The sequence below is a fragment of the Erythrobacter sp. NAP1 genome (genome assembly GCF_000152865.1).
Classification (GTDB): Bacteria; Pseudomonadota; Alphaproteobacteria; order Sphingomonadales; family Sphingomonadaceae; genus Erythrobacter.
In genome coordinates, this window is the sequence record NZ_CH672390.1 from 3,136,498 (window position 1) to 3,160,775 (window position 24,278).

The 24,278-nt window shown below is 59.9% G+C and carries 17 protein-coding genes; 7 read left to right on the forward strand and 10 right to left on the reverse strand.

Annotation, left to right across the window (positions count from 1 at the left end):
* Nucleotides 1–35 precede the first annotated feature (35 nt).
* Nucleotides 36–3,326 carry a TonB-dependent receptor domain-containing protein gene (locus NAP1_RS15145; RefSeq protein ID WP_007166206.1) on the reverse strand — a complete coding sequence of 1,097 codons (3,291 nt, stop codon included), beginning with the start codon at nt 3,324–3,326 and terminating at the stop codon, nt 36–38.
* A gap of 227 nt (nt 3,327–3,553) precedes the next feature.
* On the opposite strand from NAP1_RS15145, the gene NAP1_RS15150 reads away from it, so the two are divergent.
* The 3 genes from NAP1_RS15150 (at nt 3,554) to NAP1_RS15160 (ending at nt 10,806) form a co-directional block, all read left to right on the forward strand.
* A complete protein-coding gene (locus tag NAP1_RS15150; RefSeq protein ID WP_050750502.1) occupies nt 3,554–6,184 on the forward strand; it encodes a M14 family metallopeptidase in 2,631 nt (876 codons plus the stop codon).
* A 114-nt stretch (nt 6,185–6,298) separates the two neighbouring features.
* Entirely contained in the window at nt 6,299–7,198 is a 900-nt protein-coding gene (locus NAP1_RS15155; RefSeq protein ID WP_007166208.1) for an ABC transporter ATP-binding protein, read from the forward strand.
* A 23-nt stretch (nt 7,199–7,221) separates the two neighbouring features.
* Nucleotides 7,222–10,806 (forward strand): M1 family aminopeptidase, encoded by a 3,585-nt coding sequence (locus NAP1_RS15160; RefSeq protein ID WP_007166209.1) that lies wholly within the window; start codon nt 7,222–7,224, stop codon nt 10,804–10,806.
* A gap of 24 nt (nt 10,807–10,830) precedes the next feature.
* On the opposite strand, the gene NAP1_RS15165 is transcribed toward NAP1_RS15160, so the two are convergent.
* On the reverse strand, nt 10,831–12,159 hold the full coding sequence (locus NAP1_RS15165) for a capsule biosynthesis protein (RefSeq protein ID WP_007166210.1): 1,329 nt from the start codon (nt 12,157–12,159) through the stop codon (nt 10,831–10,833).
* Between the two features lie 396 nt (nt 12,160–12,555).
* Between NAP1_RS15165 and NAP1_RS15170 the strand changes: the two genes are divergently transcribed.
* Complete coding sequence (locus NAP1_RS15170) at nt 12,556–13,809, forward strand: LTA synthase family protein (protein ID WP_162013491.1); 1,254 nt, start codon at nt 12,556–12,558, stop codon at nt 13,807–13,809.
* On the opposite strand, the gene NAP1_RS15175 is transcribed toward NAP1_RS15170, so the two are convergent.
* A complete protein-coding gene (locus NAP1_RS15175) occupies nt 13,806–14,588 on the reverse strand; it encodes an SDR family oxidoreductase (RefSeq protein WP_040465140.1) in 783 nt (260 codons plus the stop codon). The genes NAP1_RS15170 and NAP1_RS15175 overlap by 4 nt on opposite strands.
* Before the next feature lie 93 nt (nt 14,589–14,681).
* On the opposite strand from NAP1_RS15175, the gene NAP1_RS15180 reads away from it, so the two are divergent.
* The gene (locus NAP1_RS15180) at nt 14,682–15,341 is read left to right on the forward strand and encodes a sterol desaturase family protein (protein WP_007166213.1); all 660 of its coding nucleotides are present in this window, start codon (nt 14,682–14,684) and stop codon (nt 15,339–15,341) included.
* Between the two features lie 6 nt (nt 15,342–15,347).
* On the opposite strand, the gene NAP1_RS15185 is transcribed toward NAP1_RS15180, so the two are convergent.
* From NAP1_RS15185 to NAP1_RS15205, 5 genes are read right to left on the reverse strand one after another with little or no spacing between them, the layout of a single operon-like run.
* Entirely contained in the window at nt 15,348–16,541 is a 1,194-nt protein-coding gene (locus NAP1_RS15185) for a glycosyltransferase family 1 protein (protein ID WP_040464534.1), read from the reverse strand.
* Nucleotides 16,538–18,211, reverse strand: coding sequence for a capsule polysaccharide transporter (locus NAP1_RS15190; RefSeq protein WP_007166215.1), 1,674 nt, complete (start codon nt 18,209–18,211; stop codon nt 16,538–16,540). The genes NAP1_RS15185 and NAP1_RS15190 overlap by 4 nt, the downstream gene beginning before the upstream one ends.
* Complete coding sequence (locus NAP1_RS15195; RefSeq protein ID WP_007166216.1) at nt 18,193–18,801, reverse strand: histidine phosphatase family protein; 609 nt, start codon at nt 18,799–18,801, stop codon at nt 18,193–18,195. The genes NAP1_RS15190 and NAP1_RS15195 overlap by 19 nt, the downstream gene beginning before the upstream one ends.
* A gap of 47 nt (nt 18,802–18,848) precedes the next feature.
* Nucleotides 18,849–19,679, reverse strand: coding sequence for a 3-deoxy-manno-octulosonate cytidylyltransferase (locus tag NAP1_RS15200; protein ID WP_007166217.1), 831 nt, complete (start codon nt 19,677–19,679; stop codon nt 18,849–18,851).
* A 49-nt stretch (nt 19,680–19,728) separates the two neighbouring features.
* Nucleotides 19,729–20,688 (reverse strand): SIS domain-containing protein, encoded by a 960-nt coding sequence (locus tag NAP1_RS15205; RefSeq protein WP_241761228.1) that lies wholly within the window; start codon nt 20,686–20,688, stop codon nt 19,729–19,731.
* 210 nt (nt 20,689–20,898) lie between these two features.
* Between NAP1_RS15205 and kdsA the strand changes: the two genes are divergently transcribed.
* Nucleotides 20,899–21,768, forward strand: a complete 870-nt coding sequence (gene kdsA / locus NAP1_RS15210; protein WP_050750440.1) for a 3-deoxy-8-phosphooctulonate synthase — start codon at nt 20,899–20,901, stop codon at nt 21,766–21,768.
* Nucleotides 21,765–22,796 carry a phytanoyl-CoA dioxygenase family protein gene (locus tag NAP1_RS15215; protein WP_007166220.1) on the forward strand — a complete coding sequence of 344 codons (1,032 nt, stop codon included), beginning with the start codon at nt 21,765–21,767 and terminating at the stop codon, nt 22,794–22,796. Before kdsA ends, NAP1_RS15215 begins: the two co-directional genes overlap by 4 nt.
* On the opposite strand, the gene NAP1_RS15220 is transcribed toward NAP1_RS15215, so the two are convergent.
* Both NAP1_RS15220 and NAP1_RS15225 read right to left on the reverse strand, forming a co-directional pair.
* Nucleotides 22,793–23,107 carry a hypothetical protein gene (locus NAP1_RS15220; RefSeq protein WP_007166221.1) on the reverse strand — a complete coding sequence of 105 codons (315 nt, stop codon included), beginning with the start codon at nt 23,105–23,107 and terminating at the stop codon, nt 22,793–22,795. The two genes, NAP1_RS15215 and NAP1_RS15220, sit on opposite strands and share 4 nt — an antisense overlap.
* Nucleotides 23,108–23,115: 8 nt before the next feature.
* Complete coding sequence (locus NAP1_RS15225) at nt 23,116–24,273, reverse strand: polysaccharide biosynthesis/export family protein (protein WP_007166222.1); 1,158 nt, start codon at nt 24,271–24,273, stop codon at nt 23,116–23,118.
* Nucleotides 24,274–24,278 lie beyond the last annotated feature (5 nt).

The following is a 24,278-nucleotide window of genomic DNA, read 5'->3' on the forward strand; positions in this document are numbered from 1 at the left end:
TTCGCGCCCCTTTGCGTTGGGCTGAGAGCCGATGGTTACATCGTAACCGTCGCACCCAGGAAGAACAGGGTGCCGACCGGGCTCACTGGGTAGGCCTGTTCGGTGAGGAACGGGTTGCGACCGAAGACATTGTTCACACCGCCATAGATGTTCAGCATGTCCGAAGCTTCAAAGCTGAACTGGATGTCGTGAATGAACGCGTCACCAGAAAGGCCGTTGGCGACCGAGAACGTGTCTGCACCGGTGTTGCCCACTTCTTCGATCTCAACGGCGCGAAGGCCCATCGAGTCGAGATAGGTGGTCGACCAGGTGAAGCTGAAGCGCTCATAGTCTGCAGTAAGCGAAGCACGGCCAGCCCACTCGGGACGCTGCAATTCGCCAAGCTCAGGATCAACCAGCGTCGGATCGCTCGGATCGAAGAAGTTGTTGAGCTTGTCGACCCAGGTGCCGCTCGCATTCAGCGTGAAGTCGAGTGGACCGACGCCGAACTGATATTGCATGACCGCTTCGACACCTGCCGTTTCCTGACGGGCGAAGTTCAGCGAACTCTGCCTCAGGAAGGTGAAACCACCGGTTGCTGGGTTGCGATCAATCAGGCCGCAGAAAGCGTTTTCGATGCTGGCACTATCGACGCAGTTGTCGACGATGTCCTGCGAACCGACGGGGTTGATCGCGTCCTCGATCTCGATGTTGTAGTAGTCGACGCTGAGGACGAAGCCAGGCAGGAAGCGCGGCGTGATTTGGGCGCCAACCGTCCAGGTCGTGGCGGTTTCTTCCTCAAGGTTCGGGTTACCACTGATCGAACCCGAGAAACGCGCGGTCAGAGGATCGACGTAGCTGTAAGTGCCCGTACCGAAGGTTGGGTCGAAGCCGATCTGATTGAAGAACGCGGTACAGTTCGCCTGACGCAGCGCGGCATCAGGAGCGGTCACGAGGTTACCCACGTCGCACGGATCGACCGGGCGGAAGAACGCACCTTGAGCCGGGTTGAACAGCTCGTTGATGTTCGGTGCGCGCACCGCTTCGGAGTAGGTGCCGCGGAACAGGATATCCTGTGTCGGAGCATAAAGGCCACTGACATTCCAGGTGAAGGTATCGCCAACGGTCGAATAGCTTGAGAAGCGGGCTGAACCGCTCAGCTCGAGCAACTCTGCGCCCGGAACATTCGCGAGGAACGGCAGGCGGACCTCGGTGAAGATGTCATAGACGTCATACTGGCCACCAGCATTGCTGATCACCGAAGCAGGGTCGAACACCAGCGAGTTCTGCGAGAAGCCTAGGTCGCGCAGCAGCGCTCCTTCGGTTGCGTCAGGCGTCGTCACTGGAATGACACCGCGAACCAGCGGGTCGAATTCCGAAGTCGATTCCTCTTCGCGATACTCGAGACCGAAAGCGAAGCCGATCGGACCGCCCGGAAGTTCGAGGAAAGCGCCGGTGTTGCCGGTGAAGATCGCGCTGAATACCAGCTGTTCGAGCTCGAACTCATTGACCACGGTGGTGGTGATGAAGTCGATCGCTTCCTGACTGATCGCGCCTACACCGCCAAGAACATTGGCAGGACGGCACTGACCGTCACCCGGATTGAAGGTGAAGAAGCCGGGATCGCCCGCCGGGATGCCGAACGGCGTCGTGGCCGGGGCGGTGGGGTCGATGTCCGAACGGCAGATCGGGCTTCCGCCAGGGCCGGTTACCACGTCGATGGCTGCAAAAAAGCGGTCCATGATGACGCGGTTCGCGTCGAGCGTGGTCTGGTTGAACTTCCCGTAGTTCGCCGAAACCTCGTACGAGAAGTAGTCCGACGTATCGCCGCGGAAACCTGCAACGAAACGATAGGTTTCGAACTCGTTGCGGTTGCGGTTCGGCCCAAGGTCAGCTGGGTCGCGAGTAAGGTAGAGGCCTTCTTCAACGCCATCACCGAAGAACAGCGGTGCGACATACTGCTGAAGATCAGGCGTGATGAACGGGTTATCCGCACGGATCGTCAGAAGATCGTAGAACGTGTTCGGCTGCGCCTGGAATTCGGCGGAGTTCGACACGTACTTACCTTCGAAGAAGAAGGTTGCTGCGTTCGAAATCTCGTAGGTGAGGTTGGCGTTGACCGACCAACGCTCGGTTTCCGGGATCAGCGAGTTCACGTCGAAGTTGTTCGGAATGCCGTCGCCGCCGAACTGGTTGAACAGGCCGGTGATCAGGCCGTCTTGGTAGACGCTGAGCGAGCCATCATTGTTGATGACCGCACAACCGCCAGCAAGGCCGAAGGCGCCAGCATTGAAGGTGCTGTTGAAGCCAACTGCGGATTCGAGGCAGTCTGGCGTGCCGTTGCCGTTGATATCCGGACCATCGCTAAGGCCGATATCGCCTGGTGCCACGATACCGCCTGCCGACGAAAGCGAGAAGCGGGGATCGAATGCGATGAAACGACGAGGCGCATTCACCGAACGAGCAATAAGAGCCTGCTCCGCAGCGGTTGGCGTGAACCCGTCGGCTGACGTCGGAATCAATCCTCCAATTACCGAACCGTTGGCAATGAAGTTGGGCGTGTCGGTCGCGTTCAGTTCACCGGTCTGGAAGCGCAACGCCGGGTTTGCTTGGTCATCAAAGATGCCGTTGTTGCGCGAAAAAGCACGGTCGCCGAACTGAAGCTCTTCGCCGTATGCGTATTCGCCCGAGATCACGAAGTTACCGCGGCCATCGTCGAAGTTGACGCCCCACGTCACGTCCCCGTTGATACGCCAGCTATCGCCCTGGTCGGAGATACCCGACTGAACGTTGGCCTGAAGGCCTTCAAAGTCGTCACGGAGCACAAAGTTCACAACACCCGTCACAGCGTCAGCACCGTAGATCGACGATGCGCCGCCGGTGAGCGTTTCGACGCGCTCAATCAGGGCAGTTGGAATAGAGTTGATGTCGACAGCCTGTTCGCCGGCGACGCCAGAGACATGACGACGACCATTGACCAGAACGAGGGTACGGTTTGCGCCCAAGCCGCGAAGGTTGAGGATCGACTGACCGACCGCTTCAGCAAACACACCGTCGATCGAACCTTCTGCGGTGGTCGAGGTCGAGAGCGCAGGAATATCCCGCAGGACATCGACAACGTCAGGCGTACCCGCCTGAGTCAGAGCCTCAGCATCGACTGATATGACAGGTGCAGGTGAACCGATATTGGGATCGACCGCGATGCGCGATCCAGTGACAACGATGCGGTTTTCTTCACCATCGCCAGCCTCATCGCCGTCAGGAGTTGACTGGGCATAGGCTGTGAACGGCATGGTGCTTGCGGCGGCGAGTAAAAGCGCCTGTCCAGAAATCTTGAGAGGTCTCATGTCAGTCCCTGTGTTTGTTGCGATGCACCATGGTCGGACTCAGAAGCGATGTGTGTCAAGAAGGTTACAGTTGAATCGTGCAGATTGGCGCCGTGCGTGGCAATTTTGTTACGCGTCATGACGCCTCAAGAGTCATTCGGCGAAACCTACAGCTTGACCGGGAATGATGTTTGGCCGAACAGGCGGGCCTGATGGGCACCATGTTGACCAAAAAGGACTGGCAAAAGATGCGCGAATTGACAGACCGAATTCTTGCCGCGGCGATGGCCGTGTTTGCCGCTCTGGTCTTTCCCTCAATGGCTCACGCGCAGTCCTTCCTCGATGCCCAGTTCGACCCCGACATTCCCACCCTCACCCAGACCGTAGGTCATGCGCCCGGAGACCGCATAACGTCGCCAGCAGAGGCAGACCGTTATCTGCGTGCGCTGGTAGAGGCAGCTCCAGACCGGGTGCGGATGGTCCAGTATGCCACGAGCTGGGAAGGACGCCCGCTGCACTACCTGATCATCACATCGAGTGAAAACATGGCGCGGATCGATGCCATCCAGTCAGACCTTGCGACGATCGCTGCCGGTCGTACCGGCAATGGGAATGCGCTTCCTGTGACCTGGCTCACCTATGGTGTGCACGGGAACGAGATTTCATCCACCGATGCCGCCCTCATGACCGCCTATCATCTGCTCGCAGCGCAAGGTGATGCGCGGGTCGATGCGATACTTTCTGAAACGATTGTCGCGATCGACGCTATGCAGAACCCAGACGGGCGTGCGCGTTTCGTGAATCATTTCCGCGGCGCGACCGGCATAGTGCCAGCAGGTGATCGTCAGGCGGCGGAGCACGATGAGACGTGGCCCAGTGGCCGGGTCAATCACTACATGTTCGATCTCAACCGCGACTGGTTTACTCTGAGCCAGCCTGAGACCCGCGGCAAGGTCGCAGCAATCCGTGCATGGAACCCGGTCGTGGTAGTCGATCTGCACGAAATGAGTGGGGATTCCACCTACTTCTTCTCGCCAGCGGCCGAGCCGATCAACCCGAACATCACCGATGCACAGCGCCGCGCTTATGCGATCATCGGGCGCAACAACGCGTCATACTTCGACGCGATGGGTGAGCCTTATTACACCCGTGAAATCTTCGACCTGTTCTACCCCGGATATGGCGATACCTGGAATACCCATCACGGCGCGATCGGTAGCACGTACGAGCAGGCGTCATCTCGTGGCCTGTTGTGGGAACGCCCGGATGGTAGCGAGCTCACCTACGGCCACACCGTTCGTAACCATTTCATCGCGAGCATATCGACAGCGGAAGCAGTGGCGCAGAATGCGGACCGTTTCCTGAGCGAGTTCGCAGCTTATCGCGCGGCCAATGCCACAGGCGGCGCAGGTCAAGGCGCCTATATCATCGACCTCGCATCGCGGCGCTGGAACGCCGAAAGCTTGGGCCGCAGACTCGCTGCGCAAGGTATCACTGTCCTGAGGCGGTCAGGCTCGGCGTCAGCTTGCGGTCGCTCTTATCCGCAGGGATATCTCGCAGTGCCGCAAGCTCAGCCAGCTGCGCGCCTTGTTCGCAGCCTGCTCGATCGCGACACCGCACTCCCGCCGCAATTCATCACCGAACAGGAACGCCGCCGTTCTGAAGATCTGCCCCATGAGCTGTACGATGTAACTGCATGGTCGGTTGGGTTGATGTCGGGCGTTGACGTCAACCTGTGCGGCAACGCGGTTTCGGGCGATATACTGTCAGGTGACACGCCCATTGCGCCGCTTGCGCAGGGTGCCGGCAATTTCGCTGTTGCCGTCCCTTGGACCGATAGCGGTCAGGCGCGGCTTGTAACGCTTGCTCTGCGCAATGGCCTCAAGGCGCGAACCACTGACGAGGCGTTCACTCAGAATGGGCGCACCTATCCGCGCGGCACTGTAGTTTTCCCGGCTGGCCCGAACACCGATGAACAAATGGCCAAGCTGGCTGCCCTTGCCAGCGAGATTGGTGCTCATACCGTGGCGCTTGAAAGCAGCTGGGTCGAGGACGGTCCGAACCTTGGTAGTGAAGCGTTCGTCGACCTGACTCTGCCTAAGGTGGCCATGGCCTGGGACGAAGGCATCTCGCAACTAAGCGCAGGCGCGATGCGCTATGTGCTAGAACAGCGCCTCGGACTTCCGGTCGTGCCAATTCGCACCAACCGTTTCGGCCGTGCCGATCTTTCCGACTATGATGTCGTCCTCATCCCTGATGGTTCGCCTGCGAGCGATCTGGGAAGCCGTGGACTGTCGACATTGCGCGAATTCGTGGAGCGGGGCGGGGTGCTCGTAACAGTTGGACGCAGCGTGGGCAGCTTTGCAAGCGGCGATAATCCGCTCCTCGCGGTAAAACGCGAGGCCGCTCTTGGCCTTACAGCGGAAGGCAAGAAAGGAACGGAAGGGGCGCTCGCGAAGGCTCAGGAATTCGAAAGCGAGGAAGAATATCGCGAAGCCATCGCCGATCAGCAGGCTCTCCCGGACACCCTGCCCGGGGCACTGCTCAATACGGTGGCTGATGAGGAGAACTTCCTTTCCGCCGGTTATGACGATGGCGCAGTGGTCCTCGCCAGCGGATCTCAGATCTTTACTCCGCTGGATCGCTCGCAAGGGTCCAATGTTCTGCGCTTTGCGGCTTTGGATGATCTCATCGCAAGCGGTTATGTCTGGGAAGAAAACCGCCGCCAGCTTGCCTTCAAGCCTTACCTCTTGGCGCAGCCGACCGGGCGCGGCATGACGATCGGATTTGCACACGATCCGTCCACCCGCGCCTATCTCGACGGTCTCGACCTTCTCATTGCGAACGCCGTCCTGATCGCGCCTTCACGGGCGCGCTGAGCGGGACAGACCCTCGTCGATCAACATTAGCCGTTGGCAGACAGCGCTCAATCTAGGCGCTTTACACAAGTAACACACCAACCTACCTTCCTGCCCAACAGGAGGGATCACTACATGCTTCAACTGCAGAACGTCAGCCACGTCTATCCCAACGGCGTGCGCGCCCTCGATGATGTGTCTTTGAGCATTCCCAAGGGAATGTTCGGGCTTCTGGGGCCCAACGGTGCAGGCAAATCCACCCTGATGCGGACGGTTTCAACGCTGCAGACCCCAACCTCGGGCAAGATCACTTTCGACGGGATCGATATCCTCGCTGAACCTGAAGCGCTCCGTAAACGCCTCGGCTATCTTCCGCAGGACTTCGGTGTCTACCCGCGCGTTTCGGCCTATGACATGCTCGACCATATGGCGGTTCTGAAGGGACTATCTTCTCGCTCGGCACGCAAGGAGACGGTCGAGACCCTGCTTGCACAGGTCAACCTCTGGGACGTGCGCAAGAAAGCCATCGCAGGCTTCTCCGGCGGCATGCGTCAGCGGTTTGGCATCGCTCAGGCTTTGATCGGCAATCCCGACTTGATCATCGTCGACGAGCCTACCGCCGGTCTTGACCCGGAAGAACGCAATCGCTTCCTCAATCTGCTCGCTGAAATCGGTGAGAATGTCGTGGTGATCCTGTCGACCCACATTGTCGAGGACGTTGCCGATTTGTGCCCGTCGATGGCTGTGTTGGTGACCGGTCAGATCAAGCTCGAAGGCGCGCCCAAGGACTTGATCGATAAGGCGCGTGGCACGATCTGGGCAAAGACGATCGAGCGCAGTGAGCTCGATGCCTATCGCAACATGTACGAGGTCATCTCGACCCGCCTGTTTGCTGGCCGCACGATCATCCACATTCTGTGCGACCACGATCCTGGCGATGGCTTCACGTCTGTCGACGGTGGCCTCGAGGATGTCTATTTCTCGACCCTCGCCGCCTCACGCCGCAGCGACAATGCTGAAACGGTCGCCGCGTAAGCGCGCAGGACGGGAGGGCACCAATGTTCGGATCGATCGCGCTTTTTGAGCTGCGTTACCAGTTGCGCAACCCGGTTTTCTGGGTGGCGCTGGTCATTTTCTTCCTGCTGACCTTCGGCGCGACAGCGTCGGAGAACATCCAGATCGGCGGGGGAGGGAATGTCAACGTAAACAGCCCCTTCGCCATCCTGCAGACGCAGATGGTGCTGACGCTGTTCTTCATGTTCGTGACCACGGCATTTGTCGCCAACGTCGTTGTGCGCGACGATGAAAGCGGGTTCGGGCCGATGGTTCGCTCTACACAGGTGACGCGCTTTGCGTACCTCATCGGGCGCTTCACCGGAGCGGCCCTCGCTGCACTTCTGGCATTTGCCGTCGTGCCTTTTGCGGTCTTTTTCGGATCGCTCATGCCATGGATCGACCCGGAGACTGTCGGCCCGAACAGGTTTGCGGACTACGCGGTTAGCTACGCTTTGTTCGCGGCGCCTACGGTTATTCTGTTGAGCGCGATATTCTTCGCCGTCGCAACAATCACGCGCTCGATGATTTACTCATACGTCGCGGTGGTCGCTTTCCTCGTTGCCTATGTGAGCTTCAACGTCGTGGTCGGCGGGGAGCCGGAATACCGCGATTTCGCAGCGCTGGTTGACCCGCTCGGTTTCAGCGCGGTGGCGAATGAGACGCGCTATTGGACCGCGGCCGAGCTCAATTCGCGGCTGCCCGAGTTTACCGGAACGATACTGATCAATCGCATCGCGGTGCTCGGCATTGCAGCGCTTGCATTGGTCGTCGCGTTCTGGCGATTCAGCTTTTCCGATAAGGGTGTGTCGGCCCGCAAGGCCAAGCGGATGGAAAAGAAAGCGCAGAAGCTTGCTCGCACGCAGCCGCTCACCGTCGATACTCTTCCGCCGACCGAGCCGGAAAAAGCCGGCTGGGCGCGCCTGATCAAGACCACAAAGTTCGAGATGGGCCAGGTGCTTCGCAGCCCGGCATTCGGAGTGCTCATGCTGATCGGCCTGTTCAACTCTGTGACCGCTCTCGCATTCGGGAACGAAGTTTACGGCACACCTCCGGTACCAGCCACGTTCTCATTGATCCCGATCCTTGCCGGGACCTTTAGTATCATTCCCGTGATTATCGCGATTTATTACGGCGGCGAGCTCGTCTGGCGTGACCGCGACCGCAAGTTTCACGAAGTGATCGACAGCACCTCGCTTCCCGGCTGGGCCTACATGGTCCCCAAGACTATCGCTGTGACCTTCGTGCTGCTTTCTACGCTGCTGATTTCGGTCGCTGCTGCGATGGTGATCCAGGCGTTCCGGGGCTACCTCAACTTCGAGTTCGACAAGTACCTGATGTGGTACATCCTGCCCGGTACGATCGATATGGTGCTGATCGCGATCCTGTCGGTCTTCGTGCAGGCGCTGAGCCCGAACAAATTCGTCGGCTGGGGCATCATGGTGCTCTACCTCGTCGGGGCAATCACGCTCGACAATCTCGGCTTCGATCATCCGCTGCTGCTTTACGGGACAACGGGCTTCAGCCCGGTCTCGGACATGAACGGCGATGCTGTAGCAGGCACGCTAGGCTGGTGGTTGCGGCTCTATTGGGGCGGTATAGCCCTGTTGCTGGCGGTGCTCGCCCACATGCTATGGCGGCGTGGGACCGAAACCAAGCTCGCCCCGCGCATCGGCCAATTGCCTCGCCGGTTTGCCTCGGGTGCAGGTGCGCTCGGGATTGCCGGGATTGTTGTTGCAGCAGGGACGGGCGCGTTCCTCTTCAACCAGATGAATGTGCAGAACACCTACCGCAATCAGGATGCGCAGGAAGAACTTCTGGCAGAGTACGAGAAGAAGTATCTCCAGTATCAGTCGCTCGCCGCGCCTTCGCTGACCGACGTGACACTCGACGTGGAAATCTTCCCACAAGAGCGGCGGCTAGAGGTGAGCGGGACCTATAACCTCGTCAACGACACGGGCGCTCCGGTCGAAATGCTTCACGTGCGCCTTACCGATCCCGACACCGAGCTTCTCGAGGTCGAGATTCGGGGGGCGACGCTGGTCGAGAATGACGAGGCCTATCAGCACCGGATCTATCGTTTCGATCAGCCGATGGCAGTCGATGCGACGGGCACGCTGACCTTCAAGAGCAGGCGCGAACATGCTGCACTCACCACGACCGGTTACGGCACAAGGCTCGTCGAGAACGGGACATTCCTCAACAACAGCGAGTTTGCACCGCAACTTGGCATGGATCGCAGCGGGCTGCTTCAGGACCGTGCGACCCGTCGTCGCTATGGGCTGGAACCAGAACTGCGCCCCGCCAAGCTGGGTGATGAAGAGGCTCGCAATCGTAACTATGTCGGCAATGTCGACTGGGTGAATTCGGACATCACGATCACAACCAGCGCCGACCAGGTCCCCATCGCTCCCGGGTCGCGCATTTCGGACGTCACCGAGGGCGATCGCCGCACGGCGCGGTTCCAGTCGACCAATCCTATCCTCGGCTTCTTCTCGATCCAGTCAGCCGACTATGAGATCGCGACACGAATGGCCGACGGGGTCGAACTGCAGGTCTATTACGATGCGCAGCATCCCTACAACGTCGAGCGCATGCTCAATGGGATGGAGCGCTCGCTCGCCTATTACCGTGGAAACTTCGGACCATATCAGTTCGATCACGCACGCATCATAGAGTTTCCGGGTTACGCCAGCTTCGCACAGGCATTTGCCGGGACGATGCCCTATTCGGAGAGCATCGGCTTTCTCGCCAATCTCGCCGACCCCGGGGAGATTGACTACGTCACCTACATCACCGCCCACGAAGTGGCGCACCAGTACTGGGCGCACCAGCTGATCAGCGCGGACATGCAGGGCGGCACGATCATGGTCGAGACACTCGCGCAATATTCGGCGCTTATGGTGATGAAGGAGCTTTACGGCGAGGACCAGATGCGCCGCTTCCTCAAGTTCGAGCTCGACAATTACCTCACCGCGCGCGGGTCAGAGGCGATCGAGGAACTTCCGCTCGAGAAAGTCGAGAACCAGGGTTACATCCATTACCGAAAAGGTTCGGTGGTCATGTACCTCCTGCAGGATCGCCTCGGTGAGGACCGCGTCAACGAGATGCTGTCCGGCTTGCTCGACCGCTATCGCTTCAAGGCGCAGCCTTATGCGACCTCGACCGATCTCGTCGACGGCTTCTATACACTTGCCCGTAGCGAGGAAGAGCGCGGCCTTGTGCGCGACCTCCTGCAGCGGATCACGGTCTACGATCTCAAGGCAGAGGAAGCTGTCGTGCGCGAGCTCGACGATGGACGTTTCGAAACAACGCTGACCGTGGCTGCGGCGAAACTGTATGCCGATGGCGAAGGGGTCGAGACCGAAGCCGATCTCAGCGACCAGATTGAAGTCGGGCTTTTCACGGAACGACCCGGTGGCGAAGAGTTCGCAGCGGAAAATGTGATCCTGCTCGAACGCCGTGCGGTTCAGTCGGGTGAGCAGGAGATCACGATCGTGACCGATCGCCGCCCTGCCTTTGTCGGCATCGACCCTTACAACAAATACGTGGACCGCAATTCGGACGACAACATCGTCGCACCCAGCTGAGCTATCGGCTGAGGTGCGGCGAGGTTATTCGGGCAGGAGGCCCTTGCCCTCGAAGCGTGCAACCGCGTGACGCACCACTTTGTCGAGCGCTTCTTCCGAGAAGAAGCCGCCCGGGATCAGACAACGCTCAACCAGAACGCGGCGGAATGCATTGAATGTGCCGCGATCCGGCGGGGTCGCTTCGGTCCAGAAGCGGTCGAGGCCGTCCTGAAACGTGATGTCGGGAATGTCGTAGATTGCCTGTCCAAGTGCAATCACCGGCACATCCATATCCAGCGCGAGCGTGCCGCTCGTGCTGTTGATTACGACGACGCCCTTGGCGCGCTCTGCCACAGGCACGATGTCGCCAAAGCTCATATAGTCGACGCGGTCGGCAATACCGAGCAGACTGGCCATCGACCACACTTCCTGCCTCCAGTCGACGACGCCGTTGTCGAGCGGATGCTCCTTGACCAGCAGGCGCGTGCCTTCAGGCGCGTTCTCCGCGAACGAGCGCAGGACCATCATCACCGCATCGGTCATGCTGGCAAAGGGTGAGTGCAATCGGATCTGCGCGTCCGATGCAAGTTGTAGCGGGAACAGGAAGTAGGGAGTGTCTGAGCCAAGCAGCCGTTCAACCACCGCAGCCGACCGCTGTCTGCGGCCTTTGCCGCGAGCAAGCTTGCGAACCCAACCAATACCTTCGATCAGTGGATGCCACGGGCGGTGGTTCGACCAATGCGGGTAGTGCCAGCGTGTCAGGACATCTGCGAAATTGTAGACCAGTCCTTCAAGCGCGCGCCGACGAAACGACGACGCCACCTGCTTGTGTTCAGGCACTGCGGGGAGGGCAGCGGCGGTCTTGCGATACCATTCCGGATCGCGCGGCAAACGCGAATGTCCGTTCACGCCGTCGAGTTCGAGAGTGACCCAGTCGGGCCGCACATAGCCTTCCTCGAAAACGTGGACAGGGACATTGAGCTCGCGGCACACTTTCGTCGCCGCCATATGATGCGTGCGGCAGTCGCCGAACAATACGACATCCGTGATCTGGCGTTCGCGAATGATGCTGCGTAGCGCGTCAGGCCAGTCTTCCAACGAATCGCGGAAATCGATACCGCCTGGTAGCCTCCAGAAAAGGCGGTCACCACCATTGAAATTGACCTTGTAGACCTTGTGGCCAGAACGGATCAGTTCCTGGCCCAGACGGCGGAAGAGCGGGCCCATCAGCCCTTGCAAAAGAAGTACGGTGCGAGGATTTTCGGGTGCCGACTCAATCGCGGCGTCGAGCTCCGATGGAGCCGCGCCAGCGGTCAGAGCGCGCTTTTCGCGCCCCTGCTCGGCACCAAAATCCTCGATATTATGGGAAAACACTCAAACTACCCCTGGTTCGTGCTTTTTGCAGCACGGCCATTAAAGCGAAGCAAAACAATACTCGCAATGAACGAGCGCGGCTTCTATCGCCACATTCCTAATCGCGCGAGGGACTTGTGGTCCGAAATCCCGCGAAGCTGATGAATTGAATTGCACATGTTCGACCTCTTGCCAGCGTTGATAGCGACATTGATCGGCTCTGTGCTGATTGATGGTCTTGCACGTCCGCACGCGCCGCGACTCATGCGGCGGCCTCTAGCGATTTGGCTGATTGCTTCCACTACTCTTGTGCCGTTCGGTCTTTTTCTTGCGGTGAGCGGAGACCCGATCTTCGCTTCAATCTTCTCGCTAGCGTTGCACCTGCTGGCCGTATTGGCCTCAAACGCCAAAAATCGAATGCTTGGTGAACCGTTGCTGTTCACCGATCTGGCTCTGATCGGTGCGATGTTCCGGCATCCGCAATTCTACTTCTCCGTTCTCACGCAGCCTCAAAAGGCGGCTGGCCTTGTTGCACTTGCCGTTCTTGCGATTGTGCTCGCGATCCTCGTGCGGCCAAATCTTGAAATGGCCGCCAACGGTTCGATGCTGGCAGGCGCGGGCCTCGTCCTGACGGACTTGGGGGTCAGGCTTGGCACGATGCGCAAAATCGCGTGGGAGCCGGATATCGCTCGCGACGCGACGGCACTTGGTCTTGTACCCTCGATCCTCATCTACTGGTTGCGGTGGCGGAAGAGTAGTCCGGCAAGCTTGCATGCCGATCTGCGGGTCGAGGGCCATGATCAGGGAGCTGGAGCAGCCGACGAAGTAGACCTGATCGTGATCATTCAATGCGAATCCTACGCCGACCCAAAGGATCTGTTTGGAAGCCATCACGAGCCGCTTCCCTGGCTCGAAGCCTCTCGCAAGGACGCAGCGCAATGGGGCAACCTGTTGGTGAGCGGCTTTGGCGCGTACACTATGCGCACCGAATACGGCGTAATCTTCGGTCGCGGCGAGGAAGAGCTCGGTTTCCGTCTGTTCGATCCATACCTGACTGCACTCGATGACGTATCGTCCGCGCTGCCAAACCGGCTCGCTAGGGATCGTTGGCGAAGTCTCTTCGTCCACCCGCACGACATGCGCTTCTACAATCGCGACCGAATCCTGCCCGCGGCCGGGTTTGATGAACTGGTGAGCGAAGACGAGTTCGAAGCGCCGCGCGAGGGGCGATATGTGAGCGACGCAGCGGTCGCCGACAAGATTATCGAGCTAGGGCGCCAGTCGGATTCCGCCCGCCTGATCTATTCGGTGACGATTGAGAACCATGGCCCCTGGGCCCCACATGGTGATGCGGGTGCGGATCACATGATCGAGAACTACGACCGTCTCGTGCGAGCAGGCGACGACATGCTCGGCCACTTGCGCAAAGGCATCGCGGTGCTTGAGAAGCGAGCCCTGCTGGTCTTCTTTGGCGATCATCGACCGAGCATTCCCGGAGCGAGCACTCCCGGAGGCGACAGGCATACGCCTTACGTCATGCTGCGATTTGATCGCGACGGCGGCATCTTGCCGATGGATAATTCGCGCGAAGACCTCTCGCCTGCACAATTGCATCAGGCGATACTTGAAATGAGCTCCAAGAAAGCCCGCTCCAGCACGGCTGAAACCTAGGGGGAGAGCCTTTCGAGAAACCGGTCTCGGATCGGTCGAGGCAGAAGAATGTCGAGTGCTTTCAATGCTTTGAATTGCCACGGTGTGACGTAGTTCGCTTCGCCGCGTTCAGCTGCCAAGACGATCCGCCTTGCAGCCTCATCGACGGGAATCTCGAAGGGCCGATTGGCTGAGTTGTTGCGCCCGGCAGCGGTGTCGATGAAACCCGGAGCGGCCAGCGTCACGCTGACTCCATGAGGCCGCACCGCTATTCGCAACGCGTCTGCAAAGGTCGCGAGTCCGGCTTTTGATGCGGAATAGGCAGCTGCAAAAGGAAGCGAGTGGTTCGCCGCAGCCGAACCGATGAGCACGATGCGCCCGCCTCCGCGCTCGGCCATCCGTTCAGCGAGTGCAGCGGCCATCGCGGCTGGCGCCGCCAGATTGAGTCGAATCGCTCTGAGGATCTGATCCGGGCTTTCGACAAGATCTCCTTCCCCGCGGGTGTCACCTATCCCTGCGACGAAATATGCCACGTCGAAACTCATCGCATCATCCTGCGCCAACATCAGCTCGACTGCGGCTTCTGCATCCAGAAAGTCGAACGACGTCGTATCGGCGACCGCGCCCAACTTTTCGACAGCCTGCCTTGTTTCAGAAAGGCGCTCCATTGAGCGGCCCCAGAGGCTGATTTCGATTCCGTGGCGCGCGTGGTGGAGGGCTAATGCACTCCCCAATCCGCCTGACCCTCCGGTAAGTAGAATCGACTGCTTGGCGGTCTTGGATTTCAATTCGTCACGCATGAGCAACACCGCAGCCATTCTTGAGGTTGTTTGCTCGGTCCTAGCGCACATCTCGCTTGACAACGAAATGTGTTTTCTATCGAGTCAAAGGACATGAAGGGTCCCACTTCTGACGAACAGCGCCTCGTTCTTTTCGAGAACCAATGGCTTGAGAAACTTACGGTCATTTCCGTGAGATGGTTCGTCGCGACCTGGGCAATCGTGCTCCCGCTCATCCTATTGGCCGGATGGGGAACCGCCTCACCGCTGGCGGCGATCGCTCTGACTGCCTCCGGCTGGTTCGTCTGGAGCCTTTTCGAATATTTCGCACATCGCAAGCTGTTTCACTGGGAGCCCAAGGCTCTCTGGCTTCAGCAGATGGTGTTTGTCATTCACGGCAATCACCACGCACAGCCTCGCGATGAACTGCGCAACCTGATGCCGCCAATCGTTAGCATCCCGGTTGGCGCACTGATTTGGTCGCTGCTCTGGCTCGCCGCTGGCGATGCAGGTACCTGGATCGCGCTGGGCTTTGTCGGCGGATATGTCGCTTATGACCTGACGCACTATGCGTGCCACCACTGGTCAATGAATGGGCCTTTGGGCAAGCGTTTGAAACGGCACCATATGCAGCACCATTTCATTGCGGCGCATAAAAATTACGGCGTGACGACAATCTTCTGGGATCGGTTTTTCGGCACCCGCGCCGAGGGCAATCAAAAGGCTCGGCGCGAGAATGTCGTCGACGAAGAGGCTCTGGAGCCCGCCGAGTAACCCTGCTCAGCTCGCCGTGCGAGTGATCACTTCGGCCGCAATCTTCATATGATCGGACCAGTCCGGGGCGTGCCAGTCGCGCATGCGCTCGACCTGGGCTGACCGCATGGCGCCCTCTTTCGCGTAATCGAGGACGGCTGCGCGCCAGGCCGGGCCATCGAGCGGGTCGAGGTAGTCGGGGGCATTGCCACCGGCTTCCCAATGCGCGGCCAGGTCACTTGCAAGGACCGGCGTGCCCAAGGCCAACGCCTCGGCAATCGGCATCCCGTAGCCTTCCGCGAAAGACGGCATCAGCAACGCGCTTGCCCCCCGCAACATGCCGGCGAGCTCATCGTCGCCGCAGCTGTTGATCTCCTTTACGAACGGAGCAAGTGCCGGAGAGCGGTCGAGCAGGTCCACGATCTGCTCGTTTTCCCATCCCCTTCTACCGATGACCACGAGGTTCGGGATCTCCTCGGCGGGCATCGTCTGGGCCATGCTGCGCCACAGATGCAGGATGAGCAGGTGGTTCTTGCGCGGTTCGATGGTCCCAAGGCACAGGAAATACGGCTTTTCATCGTCGGGTTCGAGCGCCGGCGTAACCGGCAATTCCTGTGTGCCGAGCAAGGCCACATTGATCGGTGGCGGCGCCTTGCCCTGTGCCTCGATCCAGTTTGAGAGCGAAGCGCCGGTGGCGGCAGAATTGACGATCACAGCGTCAGCCAGTTCGGCAACGGTCGTCATCCGCGCCTCGTGCAGTCGCCGTCCGCCTGGACGCGCATACTCGGGATATTCGATCGGGATCAGGTCATGGACCAGGCACACGAACTTGCCCCGCTCTCGTGCGAGGATCTCGCGCTTTTTTTCGGTCTGATCGAGATGATGCGGCGATACCTGCACGACGACGTTGGCCGCGCCGACGCCTTTGCGGACAGGCATCAGACGCCTCATCCAGGGTAGGACCGCAGGGATCGAGCGTTGTCCACCGATGTCACCCTGATGAGCCCAGCGCTCTTCGAGGTGATCAAGATAGTCCAATGCGACATTGCGATCGATCCGGCCGTATCGCCCCGTCGGGTGCACGGCCGAGAATGCGAGATTGTCACCGAACTCGGCTAGAAGTCCGCGGCAATAGGCCATCTCGACCCGATCGACACCCGAAGGCCGGGAATGACGGACCCGCGATATCAGGCGAGAGATGTCCAGAACCACGCGGGTCATCGGGGTTTCCTTCTGCGCAGTCGCGCCATCATTATTCCTTGAGCTCGGCGGAGCGGGGCGACCCATTGGAGTCGGTTGGGTGTGCGCTGGTCGCTCATGCGCTGTATCAAGATCTCAGGCGGACAAGGCAGACCCGTTACGGGATCGAGATAGCGCGGATATAGCAAGAGCACGCCCGCCACCAGTTGATCGAGTTTCAGTGTGCGACCTCGGCGATCTGGAACTTCGCCGAGGTCACGAGTAAGTCCCCAGCCTGCGTAAAAGGGAGTTCCGTGGCAGGTCACATCGCGCCCGCGCAGCAGTGCCTCGAAACCGGACAGCGACGTGAGTACATGCACGTTATCGACTTGGTCGAGGAGGTCGGCCATCGACCCTTCGCGAACGATCTTGTCGGCAAATTGGAGCGCCACCGTGTCGTCCACGAAGCCGTTGCGGTGCCCCGCATCGACATCGGGATGCGGACGCCACCAGATCTCTGCGTCGGGTTCGTGCTCGCGGACGCGGCGCAAGAGCTCGAGATTGGAAGTGAGGCCACCTCCTCCTGCAAGTACGGACATGTCATCCTCGACCTGCCCGGGCACGAGGATGATCCGCTTGGCATGAATGTCACGCTGGTCGCGAGCGGCAGCATAATGGCCGCTTGCGTATTTGCTGATCCCCGCAGCAACGATTGTCTCGCGCAGGCGGCGCGCGCGCTCAATCAGGCTCGCGGAAAATGCGTGGACGGAGAGAATTCTCTCAAGGTCGCTTGCCATCGAAGGGTCAAAGTGGATGCCGGTCCGATCGACGATGACCGAAAGCGGTGGGACCAGGTTGCTTCCAAGTCCGACGGAGCGAACGAAGCCGTCCTCCACCCGCACGAGTGGCACGTTTCTGCGTCGAGCGTCTTCCACCAGTGCCCGCGAAATGCGCGATGGCCAGATCGCAAGCGCGCCGCCCTGTCTTTGAGCATAGGCAAGGGCACGGCTAGAGCTACGGAAGATGCGCAGAGGAGGACCTGGCGACCACAGAAACCGCTCAATCTCAAAGCGCTTCCACCAACTGATCCCGCAAGCGGCGACCAATCGATGGCCCTCCTCCCCGCGATTGGCATCAATCACTCGTCGCCATTCGGATAGCAGCGAAATAGCTTTGAGCGGGGCGATCCAAGATCCTGAAAACGGATCGGCGAAAGGCTGCATGATCGCCTCCGCAGCCCGCTTCTTCAGTTCCTCAATCTTCTCGCCAGGCTCGCCGAATCGACCGGAGGAGATGATGTCGACTTCCAACCCCAAGACCGCCGCGATAGCGACCCATTCATCATCGCCGTGCGCCACCAACTTCGCGGCCTGCGGTAGGATGCTCCATGGATCGACCGGGTCATCCGGTTCCGTGGCTTCGACAGCAATAGTCTTGTCGGTGCCGCAATTTGTCACCAGTCGGTCGCGCTCATCCTGCGAGCGTGACCGGACGACGGTGACAGCTTCGCGAAGCTCATCAGACAGTTGAACGGGATTGCCCCAGAAGGTTCCGCCAACACGCGCTTCGCGCATTGCTTCGACTACGGCTTCTGCGTCGGTTTCGGAAACAACAGCGGAGCCGGCAAGAGCCTCAGCTTTGCCAGGTCGGTAGCCGGGGAAGGGGGGTGCGCGCAGCAACGGCGTAGGCTGGCTCACGGTCGCAGGCCCCATTCTCTGAGGCTCAGGGCACCATTCGCGTCACGACCGATAATGCCGAAACCGCCAGTGGGCAGCTTGAGACTCTCAAGCATCTGTGCCTGTTTGCGCAGCCCACCATCTGCGAGCAGCGCAAAGCGTGCCGCTCCATTGCTGGTGACGAGCAATATAGGCGAGGTATCGTGCCCTTGCGCGAAGAGCGCTCGCCATGCCTTGATGCGTTTTTCTGGTTCGACGATCCACCCATTGGGGACCTCAGCCTTGAGATCCCAGGCGCTGAGAGCTTCATTTCCGATCCGCTGGAGCACTTCATCCTCGGTCTGATTTTCATCAGGTCCGTGGTCGATTTCCTTCAGGAAAGGAGCTTCCTCGATCTGCGGAGCGTCGAACTGATGCTCAAGGATGGCCGATGCTGTCTGGCGTGTTCTCAACAGGGGAGAGACAAACGCACGCGCAAACTGAATGCCGCGCTGGGCGAAGTATCTGCCCAGCGCTGAGCCCTGTTCTACGCCCGCCTCGGTGAGGGGCAAATCGGTTCGCGCGCCGATCCGACGCGGCGGCGTTACAGCGTCAAAAGTGTTGCCGTGTCGGACGATAAAAAACATGGATGAGCTTCTAGCGTTTGCGATTGTCGCGGCAAGCGGCGCAATCCTCAAATCGGGAACGGATCGCCCAAGCGCCCGATCGCTTCTTCCGCGATCGCCAGATCTTCCGCTGTGTCTATACCTGACAGCGCATGTTCGGGCGGCGAGACCGGGACCGTTGCAATCGCCCAACCGTTTTCGAGAAAGCGAAGCTGTTCGAGGCCTTCGAGCTGCTCGTACTTGCCTTCTTCCTGATCGACGAACCAGTCGAGGGCCTCATTCGAGTATGCGTAGAGGCCAAGGTGCTGCCAAACTGGTGACAGGGCTTCAGTGCGCAGCTTTTCCTCACCTCTCATCGCGGGAAGGATGTTCTTGGAGAACCAAAGGGCTTTACCCTCCTTGTCGCGCAGACAGGTCGTACCCGAAAATGGGGCTACTTTCTTATGAGCGCGCAATCGATCAAGACGTTCCCAATCCAGCTGGTACACGGGGGTTGCCACGTGTGCACCGCTTTCGCGCAGGCGATCGATCAAAGCGGCAATCGTTTCTGCGGGGATGAAGGGCGCGTCGCCCTGAAGGCTGATGATCCGCTCAGGCGTTCCATATTCACGCGCCGCTGCATGAGCACGCGCGCTTCCCGAGGTGAGCGTGCTGTCGGTCATGATTGCCTGAACGCCGATTTGCATTGCATGGTCGGCAATGCGCTGATCGTCGGTCGCCACCACGAAATCGCAATTGCCAGCAGCCTGCGCAGCCTTGCGCGCATTGGCCACGACGCGTTCGAGCATTGTTCGCCCTGCGATCTTAAGCAGCGGCTTGCCGGGCAAGCGCGTCGACCCGTAGCGAGCCGGAATCACAATCAGGTCGCTAGAGCGAGTGTCATCTGCTGGCGAAGTCATGGTGCGCCTGACCTAGCTCAAACCCGAGCGTGACCCAACGAAAGAGCGATCAACCGATTCCAAGCCGGACGAGGTCATGCATGTGCACGATACCGACAAGCCGGTCTTCCTGCTCGGTCACGAAGAGGACCGAAACCGCGCTATCATTCATCAGGGCGAGCGCATCGACCGCCATCATTTTCGGGCTGGCTGTGACCGGGTTCGGCGACATGTGGCTCGCGATATTGTCGTCAAGATCATTGGCAGCGATCGAGCGGCGCAAGTCGCCGTCGGTGAAGGCTCCCACCAGACGGTTGTCCTGATCGACGATTGCCGTGCAGCCGTAACGCTTGCGGCTCATCTCGATCGTTGCACCGCGCAGGGTCGCGTCGAGCGATACCATAGGGAGCGCTTCGCCTGTCGCCATGACCTTTTCGAGTGTCGTCAGCCTCGCTCCGAGCAGGCCGCCCGGGTGCAGAATTCCGAAATTCTGAGGCGAGAACCCGCGCGCTTCGATCAAAGCCACGGCAAGCGCATCTCCCAGCACCATCTGCATCGTGGTCGAGGACGTGGGAGCAAGCTCATTTGGGCAAGCCTCGCGCACCATGGGTAGCGTCAGACAAATGTCAGCGGCCTTGCCAATCCAGCTCTGCGGGTGCGCCGTGGCAACCACCAGCTGCTGGTTATTGATGCCGCAAAAGTTCACGATATCGCTCAGTTCCTGCGTCGTCCCTGACCAAGTGATCGCGAACACGACATCGTCACGCGAAATGGTTCCTAGGTCGCCGTGGCTGGCCTCACCGGGGTGAAGGTAAAGCGCCGAAGTTCCGGTCGATACGAAGGTCGCCGCGATCTTGCGAGCGATATGACCGCTCTTGCCGATGCCGGTGACAATAATCCGGCCCTTGTTCGAATTGAACGCATCGACAGCGCGTTCGAACGCATTCCCCAAACCGGAGTCCGACAAGGCGCGTTTAAGATCCTTGAGACCCCCGATTTCGATGTCGAGTGTCTTCAGGGCAGAAGACACGTGTGTTGTCAGAAGCGCTTGGTTCATCGGAGAAATAAATACGACCAGGAAAAGTTGCGACCAAAGAACGCTACTGATCGACCCTTGCGCCCCCGTATGTCAAGCCGGTAGAGACTGGCTTACACGCAGGTGAGGCCAATGACGGGCAATCTTGCGCCTGCACCCCTTGCAGCCACCAGATATTTCAAAGTTTTAATCGGACGTCCCGCCATGATCTTGTGCTCCCGCCAAATCGACACCTGTAGCCCGCTATTCCTGATCGCAGGCCCATGTGTGATCGAAAGCGAGGATCATTCGCTCTCGGTTGCGGATGAACTCGCCAAGATCGCGGAGCGGTTGGGTGTCTTGCTGATCTTCAAAAGCTCTTTCGACAAGGCCAATCGCACGTCGGGCACATCGTTCCGAGGGCCGGGGATGGAAGACGGGCTGCGGATCCTCGAAAAGGTCCGCGCAGAGACCGGGCTGCCTGTACTGACTGATGTGCATGAACCGGCGCAATCAACGCCTGTTGCTGAAGTAGTGGACGTCTTGCAGACCCCTGCATTCCTGGCTCGCCAGACCGACTTCATTTGCTCGGTCGCAGCGACGGGCAAGCCGGTGAACATCAAGAAGGCGCAGTTCATGGCACCTGCCGACATGCAGAATGTTGTCGCCAAGGCTCGCTCGGCGGCTGAAAGCGCGGGGCATCGCCCAGACAACTTCCTGCTTTGCGAGCGGGGCACCTCGTTCGGCTACAACACCCTCGTCTCAGACATGCGAGGGCTTTCGATCATGGCTGAAACGGGTTGTCCGGTGGTATTTGATGCCACCCATTCGGTTCAGCAGCCCGGTGGGCTCGGATCGAAGTCGGGTGGTCAGAGCGAATATGTGCCCCTTCTCGCACGAGCCGCCGTTGCGGCGGGCGTCTCGGGGGTTTTCATGGAAACCCATCCCGATCCGGCGAACGCGCTCTCGGATGGCCCCAATGCGCTTCCGCTAGACCGGTTCGAGGGGCTGGTGCGCCAGCTCCAGCGCATCGATGAGGTGACCAAGTCGGCGCTCGCAGCCGAAGGCGGCAGGAGCGACGCGGCGGCGGCATGAGCGTGACCGGGACAATCAAGTCAGTCCTGATGGCCCCGGTCTGGACTGCGCAACTTGCAACGGGTGCTAAGAGCTTTCTCGACCACCCCTTGATCGGCTCGCAGCGGCTCAACCGGCGCGGTCTTCACCGTGCGCGCGTTCGTCTTGCGGACAGGCTTTGTCGTTGGCGCCGTCGCCGCCTAGCGCGGCATGTACCGCGCGAATGGCGCGAAGCGTTCGATCGCGACGGGTTCGTGAAGATTGAAAACGTGATCCCCGAGGAGGATTTCGCCGCGCTGCGCGATGCGGTTCTCAATACCAGCTGGCCAGCGCGCGAGATGCGTCAGGGCGATGCGATTACCCGCCGGATCGCAATCGATCCCGAGATGCTGAAGGCGGTTCCCGAGCTTGAGAGGTTCCTCGCTCGCAAGGACATCAACGCTCTGTTTCATTATGTTGCGAGCTTCCGGACGACACCGCTTCACTATATCCAGACCATCGTAAGCAATTGCGGGGGCGACGATCCCGACCCTCAAGAAACCGTTCATGCGGACAGTTTCCACTCCTCGATGAAGGCATGGCTGTTCCTGCGCCCGGTCGAGGAAGAAGACGGCCCGTTCACCTATGTGCCTGGGTCGCATCGTTTCACGCCCGAACGCCTCGAATGGGAACATCAACGCAGCCTTGCCGACCCTAAAGTGATCGACCGACTGTCAGCGCGCGGGTCTCCGCGGGTGAATTCGGCGATGTTGTCGCAGATGAAGCTTGGCGATGCGATCAAGCTTGCCGTTCCCGAGAACACGCTGGTTGTGGCGGATACGGGCGGGTTCCACGCGCGTGGTCCTGCAAGCCGATCGGGCGAGCGCGTCGAGATATGGTCCTATTCGCGCCGCAATCCGTTCCTGCCGTGGCTCGGAGGGGACTTGCTCAGCATCCCGGGCATTGCCGAACGCCGGATCGGCTGGCTCTGGAAGCTGCGCGACCGGCTGGAGAAGCAAATCGGTCAGCCTTGGACACCTGTTGGGAAGCGGCGGCCGATCGACGATTAAGGCTGCGTCGTTCGGCGGCTCATAGAGAAAGCCAGCACGGTGCACGCGACTATCGGGCCGATGAAATCAGCGAACTGATCCGCCGTAGTCCAAACGCGGCTGTCAAACGCTGCCCACCAGGGCGCATTGGCGCGCAGTCCCTCGCCATACTGCTCGATCCAGCGATACTCGGCCTGGGCAAGCTCGCGTCCGATGAAGTAGCAACAGGCAGCCAAACCGCCGGCCCACCAGTTCCGCGTCGTAAGGCCAATAGCGATTTGGATGGCGACAGCGATTGCCGCATGCTCAACCAATCCGATCGCCATCTCCATGGCCTTCTCTAGTTGCCGGTGTTGTTGCCGCCGCCGCCATTGTCGAAACTGTTCGCAAGCGTGGTCGCGGTGACAATCGGGCCAAACAATTGGCCGACAGCCTGGATCAGCTTGCGCGGTTGGTTCGAGGCCGCATTGCCGAAATACAGCACATCGTCGTCGCGCAGAGCGAACTGCTGGGCAAGAAAGTACGTCGGCGCTTCAAGCAGGTTGAAGTGATAAACCGTCGGCTCGGTGCCGTCAGGGCCTGCATAGCGAAACAGGAATACCGCCTTGGGATCGCCCGCACCATCGCTCGGGCCGCCTGCCATTGCGATGGCTTCGACCACGGTCATCCGCTCGCGCCGGAACGGCATTTGCTGGACCCGCCCGGTTGCGCCGAGGACCGAGAACATGAGCGGTTCATCAAGGATCGTCAGCCTGTCACCCGGAAACGCGCGAAGATTGCGATACGGGCCCGACATCACGTCACCCAACCGCAGTTGAGCGACGCTCTCGTCGCGCTCGACCTGGAGCACAAGCTCGTGCGCCTGGCCGCGATAGCCGCCAGCAAGCGCGATGATATCGCCAAGGCTCTCCCGGTTCGTCTCTAATACGAGGCGACCGGGGCGCGCGATTTCGCCTGCCACGATGACCGAGTTTTCGATCACCTGTTCGCGATTGATGAGCACCTGCGGGTCCTGCGACAGGTTCTTGAGCGCGCGGCGGATCTGTTCTTCGACTTCGACCACGGTGCTGCCCTGCACGGGAACACGCCCGACATAGGGGACATCGATGTAGCCCTTGTCGTCAACGCGGCGCGGTGGAAGCGTTTGCGCCTTGACCGCGGGGTCGAACCCGACACCGCCTGCAGCCGACGGTGCAAGGGTATCGCCGCTGAAGAGCGACACGCCCGCTTCGAAAACCGTGATGGAGAGAACGTCGCCTGGCCCGATCAGATCGGTTGGGCGAGCATCGAGATCCGGCAGCTGCCACTCGACAGGCGCGACTGCTGGCGGGACTGCGCCAAGGCTGTCGACGGGGACAATCTCGATATCGAGACCGGCTATCTCTGCGTCATTAACCGAAGTCTCGATCTGGCTCCTGGTGGGGCCGCTCGAAGGAAAGCTGGAACATGCGCCCAAAAACAGGAGCGCGAGCGACCAGAACAGTGTTTTCAGATTCATCGTGA